Raw genomic sequence first — 6774 nt, forward strand, 5'->3', positions numbered from 1 at the left:
ATATAGTTTAAAAAATTGAAATTTATTCTCATTTCAATCAACTTAGTTAGTATCGTAACACTTGTGTAAAAACAAATAGTTCATTATCCTTAACATATAATCTCATTCGTTCGGAGGGAACTATGCTACAAAAATTCGGTTTCTCACAATATGAAAGCCAAGCTTATGAAGTTGTCGTATCAAGCAATGACCCATTAGATGCAACAACTATCGTTAAACATTCAGGTGTTCCAAAAGCAAAAATATACGAAGTGTTAGCACGACTCATTGATAAAGGGATGGTAATGGATTCTGTTTCTGAAAAGAAAAAATTGTATACAGCATTACCACTCAAGCTAGCAATTGAAAAGTTAACGACAGAATTCCAATCTAATATTACAGAACTTGAAAATAATATTTCTAAAAAGTCATTTACAGATGACCGCGTTTGGAGTTTAAAAATGCAGTCTTCTATTAAAGTACAAAGTAGGCAACTTATAGAAGATGCCAAAGAATCCATACGTATCTCAGCATGGAACGATACCCTTTTAGAATATCTTCCTTTACTAGAACAAAAAGCAAAACAAGGCGTCAAAATCGAGTCCCTCATAGTTGGAAAAGTAAAAACAGAGTTAGAAAACATGCATTTTCTAATCCCAACTGAAGAACCTAACGCATTAGAGCGTTATTTACTACTTATCGTTGACGACCGCGAAATTTTATTTGCTGGTGTAGAGCAAGAATCATGGCAAGCGATGAAAACAATGTCACAGCCTTTCGTGAAGTTCTTTACAGAATTCTTCTATCACGACGTTGCACTTGCGAAGATTACAGAGAAGCATCATGATCTCTTTATGGAAGATGAGGAAATCAGAAGTCTATTAATGAAGTTGAGATATTAACAAATCCCAAAATTGATTCTACCATTTGAATAGATAATATAATTTCCCATACAAAAAAAGCTGTACCAAACGGAGTTTTACATACTCATTTGGTACAGCTCTTTTTTTACGCTTTCGCTAATTCAATTTTATGTAGTTGGTTTTTCGGATGGTTTTGATTTGTAAAGTTTACACCCAAACGAATAGACCATTTTACGATTTTTTTTGTTCCTTTATCTCCATCAACAGCTCAATAATCTTCTCATTTTGCTCCACTTGTTTCTCAGAATTTTGATAGATGAAACGAACCCATCTAAATACAAAAATAATAAGAAATAATGGGACTAAAGAAATTAGAAAACCAATAATTGAAAAATTAGACTCCATATACTATCACCTCGCTATATACTTCCTTCTCCAGTTCTCTACTAACCCCTGCAATTTTTTACACAAAAAAAGAACCTATCAAACGATAGATTCTTCTTTCGTAAGCTGATTCGAGCGTCCTCTCGTAATAGAGAAAATCGCACAAAGCAGTGCCAATATAATGAAAACGCCACCTACCCAAGCGTTATATATAACAGATGATCTTTCAATAACAACTCCGCCCACTGTTGAACCGAGTGCAATCCCTAAATGAAGTGCAGAGTTATTTAAACCTTGCTGAATACCAGCTGATTCTGGTGCAATTTCAATTAAATAGTTTTGCTGCGCTGGCGAAATCGCCCAGCTCAGCATACTCCAAAGCCCCATCATAATAATAAAGAGCGGGAATGAGAATGTCATCATCGGCAACATAAAGATTGCACATGCAAATACGATAATGATGGAAATAATACTTTTCTGCGATCCCCATTTATCCGCAAGCCAGCCGCCAAGCCCGCCGCCAATTACTGCTGCGATTCCGAAAATAAAGTAAAACACACTAATCCAGTTTGCTTCAACATGCATCACATCTTTTAAAAACGGTGTTAAATATGCATATAGCGTTAAATGACCCGTTAAAAATAAAAATGATGTTAACTGTGCACTTACAATTTTTTTATCCTTTAAAGTAGCAATTTGTTCTCTTATTGATAATACCGATGTCGGTGGTACTTTTGTTAAGAACAATGAGATACAAGCGATCGCCATAACAGTTAATATTGAAATTAATACAAATGGTGCACGCCATCCATATGCATTTCCGAGTACAAGACCGAGCGGTACTCCAAGTACGAGCGATCCGCTAATCCCCATAAAAATGATCCCAATTGCACGCGCACGAAAATGCGGTTCTACTACACTAGAAGCAAGTGTTACAGATAGTGCAATAATAAGCGATCCACTCGCCGCACAAATTACCCTTGAAAACATTAACATCTCATAATTCACACTAAATGTCGAAATGATATTTCCTATTAAGAAAATTGATAATGCCACAACATACAATTTTTTTCTTTCAAACTTGCCTGTTACTGCTAATAAAACCGGCCCTGATAGAGCGAATACTACTGAAAATATTGTAATAAGCTGACCAGCTGCGCTAATAGATACTCCTAAATCATTGGCAACTAAATCAAGCGTTCCTCCTATAATTAGCTCAACCGTTCCGACTACGAAAGCCGCAATAGCTAAAATATATACACGAAAATTCAAGTCTTTCCCCACACTTTCTCTTTTGGTTACTACTATTATAGTAACCAAAAGAGAAAGTGGACGCAAGTACAATTTTTTCACAGCAAAAAAGCAGGCGTATTATACGCCTGCCTTCAATCATTAAACTCCAGTTTCTTTCTTCTTATTTAAATACCAATACACCGGAAGTCCTGTAAATACAATTCCAATTGATAAGAAGCAACTTACCGGGTCGTTAATAATCGCACTTCCAAGTACAAACAACGATCCTAAAATCGCAACGATTGGTACAATCGGGAATAACGGTACACTATATGCACGCTCTTTATCCTTGTTACGCTTTCTTAAAATAAAGACACCAATAAACGTCATTACATAGAAAATATAAATAATGAATACGGAAATCTCAGATAGCTTATTCGGATCACTAATAAGCATTAAAATAATTCCTAATATGATTTCAACAGTAATCGCATTCGCTGGTGTTTTAAACTTCTCATGTGCCTTTGCGATAAACTTAGAAAACGGAAGGTGTCCACGCTCTGCCATCGACATCGGAATACGTGGGAATGTTAAAATCTTTCCATTTAAACAGCCGAAAATAGAAATGATAATACCGATACTAATAATTTTCCCGCCATATTCTCCAAGTAACATGCCTGCAGCTGTCGCTGTTGCATTTTCTCCAAGGTCCACAATTTTCGCTGCTGGTAATACATTTAATAACGCTAAGTTAATTAATACGTAAGCAGCAGTTACAATTAAAATACCAACTGTCATTGCCTTCGGTAATAACTTTGTTGGGTTCTTCATTTCTCCGCCAATAGAAGCGAGTAAAATCCAACCGTCATAGGCAAATAAAGTCGCTAAAATTGCCATCCCGATACTTTGATTTTCTGATATCGGTACAACTACGTTGAAGATATCACTATTCCCTTTCCAAAATCCTAGCACAACAATTAATATAATCGGAATCATCTTCCCAACTGTCGTAACCGTTTGGACGATGCCCCCATATTTTGTTCCCAAACTATTTATAACGCCTAGGAACACAACTGTTCCAATTGCGATTGGTAAATTCCAGACTTTATCTAAATAGAAAAAATTGATCATTAAAGAACTAAAATACAAACCTAACGTTCCAATAATAGCTGGTCCATAAACAATTGTTTGCATCCAGCCAGATAAATACCCCCAAAAACTTCCGTAAATCTCCTCTAAATACGTATACAACCCACCATTTTTCGGAATTTGCGCTCCAATTTCGGCTACTGTTAAACCACTTGCTAACGTCAACAGACCGCCAATTACCCAAGCAAAAATAGCCATATTAGAACTCCCTGAGTAATCTAATACGCTCCCTGGTTTCATAAACACACCAGACCCAATAATAGTTCCTACTACGATAGAAAGTGCCACTGTTAAACCAATTTTGTTTTTCTCATCATGATGCATGCTGCGTATCCTCCTTCCAATTCTAGTGTGATGCAAAAATGAAATAAAAAAACACTCCTCCCTAAAAAAGGGACGAGTGTTGTATTCGTGGTTCCACCCTTGTTTCAATTAGTAAAGTGACACACTTCACCAATTTCTCAAGTCTAAATAACGGTTTTTGCCGGCAAGCAATTACTAGATATCCGTTCACTGCTGCAGTTCAGAGGTGGTAATCGATTTTCCCGTATTAGGAAGCTCACAGCCAAAGGCCTCCCTCTCTGAGAATCGTAAAAAATTGATCATATCCTCATCATCACTTCTTGATGTCGAATTTTGTAGTTATTTCTTATTATATTGAATTGTTAGAAAAAATCAATATATTTTTTTATATAACATAGGAAATATTTCTCTCCTTATATTATAACAGAAGTTACCATTTTTCTCTAATTTGCTCTCTCGTGAACAACGTGATCTGGTAAATGAAATTATATCGACTTCCCAACAAAAAACGACAACGATAGCAACCTACATAATAAGAGGAAGCTGTTCCAAAGACAGCCTCCTCACATATGTATCTTTCGGTTGCCCACACGAAAGATACGACATAGTTTAATTATTTATCTTCATTTTTCATAAAAAATTTATGATGTGGCAAATCAACATTCAATTCCTCTAATTTTTTCTTTTCATTCTCTAAAATTGCTTTCGCTTTTTCTTTCGTCGCCTCATCTAAGTTTGTAAACATGTCACCACGCTTACCTTTCTCTGGGAGGTTCACGCCTAACTCTTTCAATTTCTCTTTCACTTGCTCACGAGTTAATGTTCCAGACTTTTCTTGCTTTAAAATTGACTTCACTTTTTCTTTCGCCTGATCATCTAATCCTGCAAATATTTCCTTGTGCTTACCTTTCTCTGGTAAGTTTACGCCTAACTCTTTCAACTTCTCTTTCACTTGCTCACGTGTTAATGCTCCAGACTTCCCTTGCTCTAAAATCGACTTCACTTTTTCTTTTGTCGCTTCATCTAAATCTGCAAGCATTTCTTTGTGCTTACCTTTCTCTGGTAAGTTTACGCCTAACTCTTGCAACTTCTCTTTCACTTGCTCACGTGTTAATGCTCCAGATTTCTCTTGCTCTAAAATCGACTTCGCTTTTTCTTTCGCCTGATCATCTAATCCCGCAAACATTTCCTTGCGATCACCCTTCTCTGGGAATTTCACACCTAGTTCCTCTAACTGTTTCTTTGTATCGTCCATAATCGTTTTTACTTTTTGTTTTGTCGCCTCATCTAAATTCTTCTTTGCAGTTCCTTTTGTAACTTGCTCAGCTGCTGGAGTATTAGCTGCCGCAAACGCTGGTATGCACGCTCCTCCTATAATTCCAAATGATAAAGCACCTGCAATTGCTACATACCCAAATGTTTTTTTCTTCATAGGAAATTTCCTCCTTCATATTTCTAAAGCATGTACACTTTCGTATACAACGCCTATAGTAATGTTGGTTTCTTAAAATTTCCTTAACGATTTAAATAAAGTGAAACTTTAACTAGTGGGGGGATTTGTCCATCCTCCACTAATTATTAGCCCAAACCAATCGGGACAAAAAAACACCGCTCATCACGAGCGGCGTTTTTCTAAGCATTTTGTAATTGTACTTCTTCACGTTCCATTACTTTTCTTAATACAATTGTTTGTGTCATTGTAAATAAATTACCTGTAATCCAGTACAGCACAAGTCCTGATGGTGCCGCAATACCCATAAACAAAATCATTGCTGGCATCATAATTTGCTGTATTTTCAGCATTTGTACTTGCTCTCCAGGCGTTATATTTGATTGGAACACCTTCATTTGAATAAATGTTGTTAACGCTGCGATAATCGGTAATATATGATATGGATCTGCATGTCCTAGGTTCACCCATAAAAATGAAGATGTACGAATCTCTTCAGTTCGGCTAATCGCATAATACAAAGCAGAGAAAATCGGCATTTGTATAAAGATTGGCCAGCACCCAGCTAACGGATTCCAACCGCCTGATTTCATTAGTTCTGACATTTCTTTTTGATACTGCTTTTGTTTTTCAAGATCTTTACCCACATCACCGTATTTCTGTTTCAGCTTCTGTAATTCAGGTTGCATTTTTTTCATTTTCGCTTGGCTACGATATTGCGAAACAGCTAATGGAATCATCGCTGAACGAACAACAAGCGTAATGATAATGATTGCAATCCCGAAGCTAGCTCCAGGTATATGATGAGCAACAAATTGAATCATAAATGAGATTGGATATACGAAATAATGGTTCCAAATTCCCGTACTATGTGAATCAATTGTACCTGCATTACTGCAGCCAGATAAAACAAAAACAAGTAATAATGATAAACTAATGAGCCTAGCTCGGTATGATTTTAACATGTTCATTCCTCCAATGTTTCGTAATTAATTAGCGAAACATTGGTGTATACGGACCTACCTCGTCACTCTCTCCACTCGATTCTTGTCTGCGGACAGAACGAATCATTCCATATTTATAAAAAATAGAAAATAGCGGTACATTTCTTGTACCCTCTTCACACGTATCAACTAGTTTAAACGCTCTCTGTCTACCGTTCGATGCTTGCTGACGCACAAAGCGAGAAACGTTAGCAAGAAAGAAAACTTCTAATAAACAAAGCGCCGTCGTTACAAACGATATATATAGAATTGCATCCTGCAATAAAAATTCCATCGCTTCACATCCTTAATAAAGTCATTTTAGCACATTCCACAAACATTCTCTATTTCCTTTTGTTCTCAAAAGTTTTTTTGCATATTTTCTCAAAAAATTATGCTAGAAAACTAATGTATTCGCTTTCTTTAGTAT

General features: G+C 36.3%; 7 protein-coding genes and 1 other annotated feature. Of the genes, 1 reads left to right on the plus strand and 6 read right to left on the minus strand.

Annotation, left to right across the window (positions count from 1 at the left end; translation table 11 throughout):
* Nucleotides 1–122 precede the first annotated feature (122 nt).
* Entirely contained in the window at nt 123–881 is a 759-nt protein-coding gene (locus tag AB3X48_RS15165; protein WP_016106549.1) for a TrmB family transcriptional regulator, read from the plus strand.
* Between the two features lie 192 nt (nt 882–1073).
* Here AB3X48_RS15165 and AB3X48_RS15170 read toward each other — a convergent pair whose 3' ends face one another.
* From AB3X48_RS15170 to AB3X48_RS15195, 6 genes are all read right to left on the minus strand, one after another.
* Nucleotides 1074–1247 carry a hypothetical protein gene (locus AB3X48_RS15170; protein ID WP_002159977.1) on the minus strand — a complete coding sequence of 58 codons (174 nt, stop codon included), beginning with the start codon at nt 1245–1247 and terminating at the stop codon, nt 1074–1076.
* Nucleotides 1248–1325: 78 nt separating this feature from the next.
* Nucleotides 1326–2570: an MFS transporter gene (locus AB3X48_RS15175; RefSeq protein WP_088099656.1), complete on the minus strand. Its 1245-nt coding sequence runs from the start codon at nt 2568–2570 to the stop codon at nt 1326–1328.
* A 48-nt stretch (nt 2571–2618) separates the two neighbouring features.
* Nucleotides 2619–3932: an APC family permease gene (locus AB3X48_RS15180; protein WP_016106551.1), complete on the minus strand. Its 1314-nt coding sequence runs from the start codon at nt 3930–3932 to the stop codon at nt 2619–2621.
* A gap of 65 nt (nt 3933–3997) precedes the next feature.
* Nucleotides 3998–4234: a binding site (T-box leader), on the minus strand.
* A 290-nt stretch (nt 4235–4524) separates the two neighbouring features.
* Nucleotides 4525–5343, minus strand: coding sequence for a hypothetical protein (locus AB3X48_RS15185; protein ID WP_199714926.1), 819 nt, complete (start codon nt 5341–5343; stop codon nt 4525–4527).
* Nucleotides 5344–5543: 200 nt separating this feature from the next.
* Nucleotides 5544–6326: a membrane protein insertase YidC gene (locus AB3X48_RS15190; protein ID WP_002112707.1), complete on the minus strand. Its 783-nt coding sequence runs from the start codon at nt 6324–6326 to the stop codon at nt 5544–5546.
* Between the two features lie 28 nt (nt 6327–6354).
* On the minus strand, nt 6355–6639 hold the full coding sequence (locus AB3X48_RS15195; protein ID WP_002112708.1) for a hypothetical protein: 285 nt from the start codon (nt 6637–6639) through the stop codon (nt 6355–6357).
* Between the last annotated feature and the right edge of the window lie 135 nt (nt 6640–6774).

This window comes from Bacillus sp. S4 (genome assembly GCF_040838205.1).
Lineage (GTDB): Bacteria > Bacillota > Bacilli > Bacillales > Bacillaceae_G > Bacillus_A > Bacillus_A cereus_U.

What these genes read in the sequence shown, in the direction of transcription:
- AB3X48_RS15165 (WP_016106549.1), top strand. Translation starts at nt 123, where the DNA reads ATGCTACAAAAATTCGGTTTCTCACAATATGAAAGCCAAGCTTATGAA.
- AB3X48_RS15170 (WP_002159977.1), bottom strand. Translation starts at nt 1,247, where the DNA reads ATGGAGTCTAATTTTTCAATTATTGGTTTTCTAATTTCTTTAGTCCCA.
- AB3X48_RS15180 (WP_016106551.1), bottom strand. Translation starts at nt 3,932, where the DNA reads ATGCATCATGATGAGAAAAACAAAATTGGTTTAACAGTGGCACTTTCT.
- AB3X48_RS15185 (WP_199714926.1), bottom strand. Translation starts at nt 5,343, where the DNA reads ATGAAGAAAAAAACATTTGGGTATGTAGCAATTGCAGGTGCTTTATCA.
- AB3X48_RS15190 (WP_002112707.1), bottom strand. Translation starts at nt 6,326, where the DNA reads ATGTTAAAATCATACCGAGCTAGGCTCATTAGTTTATCATTATTACTT.
- AB3X48_RS15195 (WP_002112708.1), bottom strand. Translation starts at nt 6,639, where the DNA reads ATGGAATTTTTATTGCAGGATGCAATTCTATATATATCGTTTGTAACG.